We start from the raw sequence: 2,095 nt of genomic DNA, 5'->3' as shown, positions 1-2,095 counted from the left end.
TGATAAATACGTCCTTTATGGATGGGATGCCACTAAAATAGCGTCATTGGGACTTATTGAAGATGCCGAGCAGGAACTACTTAAACGTACTGAGGAATATATAGCGAAAACGAAAGTTGACCCCAATAGCTATCCTTGTACGATGATGTCGGATTGGATGAAAGAGCAAGGAGAAACACCTACCGGCTATTATTTCCCATTTGGTCTTGGCGACTGTGTGAATCTGATTAGTGATGCTTACTTCGTTAATGGAAGCAGACAATCTCGCATTGTGGGGTATGAATGTCAGCTTGATTATCCTTATGACTCGCCCATAATCACAGTAGGTGAAACCCTTTCTACATCACGATTAGGCGCGTTGGAAGATACCATTGAATCATTGACCTTGAAAGGACAGACTTTTGTAGGTGGAGGTAATGGTGGAGGTGGAAGCACGGTGTATCTGATTACAACAAACGACACAACGACTCCAACCAATCGCAATGCCTTTTCTTCGCTTCGTTCATTGAAGGAATTTCTTAGTAAGACGAAAGCTGACCGTACACCATATCCCTTGAATGTCGGTGGAAAGCTGACAGGAGAGAAAGGTGTGCAGTTCGGTGATAGTTTTGCGGATGGTCTTACGGGCTTTGGTGGAATGGTAGATGAAGATGGCAATGGCTGGCTTGAAAGTCTTTCTCTTCGCAGATTCCTTGAGGTTCCTGAACTACGCTATAACCGTGTTGAGATTCAGATTGGCAACAAGTGGAACGCTCCCGGTGGTGGTATCGTAGAACAGTGCATACCTGACCTTGATTCAGATGGCAATCCATTGATGACCGGTACTGTCATTCTTCATCTTGAGGATGGAGAAATCGGTACTGTTGCGATTGATGACATCTGCATGGGTATTTTCCACGACGGATATACACAATCAAACAACTCAACGGCAGACTATGATGATTCCATTGGAAATTTTCATTTTGCCGGCTTCTATACTGCATATTTCAGAATCACCGACATTTTAGAAACTGGTCGCAATAGCAAATTTCGCTATATGCTCCGTGCGGTGTCGGATAGATGGAAGATGAAGTTTCATCCTTGTGAGGCTATGCACTTTGTAGGTTATGGAAACTTCACCGATACCAACCGTCAGACATCCCGATATTCTACCCGGACTTATGAACGCTATCTTAAAGGCGTGAATGATTGGGAATTTACCGCCAACAATATCGGTGCGCAGTTTGGTGACTTGAGTAATCTCTCCGTATTCGGATTGTTTATGACCGGTTATTCTGCATATCTGAATAACATCTATATGACTGGTGTCATAGAACAAACTCAAGTGCTTCCCATCCGAATGGAAATTACGACAAATGGTGACGGCTTCCTTGCTTATGGCGAATCAATGGAAGTAACGTGTCGGGTCTATCAAGGGTGGAAAGAAATAACCGACCAGATAACCGATTGGACTATTACACGCGATAGCGGTGAGGCTGTGAATGATGCTGCTTGGCAGCTTAAACAAAAGGTAAAGGATTTTGACGGAACAATAACCCTTACATACACAGATACAGATAACGACCTCGGTACAAATCCGAACTCAATCAGCACCTTATTCACGATGGTTGCAAAAATTGACGGGGATGATGTGGCGCAGGCTCAACTAATAGCAGCACCATAATGGAAATATCAAAAAAAAGAATAAGAATAGACTATGCACCTCTTAACGTGGCTGTTTCGGTGGTCAACATCACCCCTAACAGTCCGGTGGTGCAAGTATATAATGGCTTTACAAATCAGTATGAGCCTAATCGCGCACTTTCACCAACAGTGATTCTTCCTCAAGTAGTGGCAAGTGCCGCAGATAATAGTTGGGGCGACCCACATTCAAATCACGCTCTTGCTGATATGAAGTGGTTTGCCAATGGTGAAGACATTTCCACGCTTCCTGAATGGGAAAATCTTTATTCTATCAATCAGACCGGCTCACTACGTGGTGCGCTTTCAGTAATGCGCAACTTCTCACCGGGTGAACAGGTATCATTGCATTTTGAGGGAGTCCTTGCAGACAATCGATTAGGCGTTAACATTCCTATCAAGACCGAGCCTATTG

The 2,095-nt window shown here is 44.0% G+C and carries 2 pseudogenes; both read left to right on the top strand.

The features are described from left to right. Positions 1 to 1,663, top strand: a pseudogene (locus C5O24_RS14165) (hypothetical protein); the annotation flags it as partial. After that, positions 1,663 to 2,095 (top strand): annotated as a pseudogene (locus C5O24_RS12850) (hypothetical protein); the annotation flags it as partial. The pseudogenes C5O24_RS14165 and C5O24_RS12850, both read left to right, overlap by 1 nt.

It is taken from the genome of Paramuribaculum intestinale (assembly GCF_003024925.1).
In the GTDB taxonomy this organism is placed as follows: Bacteria; Bacteroidota; Bacteroidia; order Bacteroidales; family Muribaculaceae; genus Paramuribaculum; species Paramuribaculum intestinale.
The sequence above is the reverse complement of the archived record's forward strand: the minus strand, read 5'-3'. Positions and strand labels throughout refer to the sequence as shown.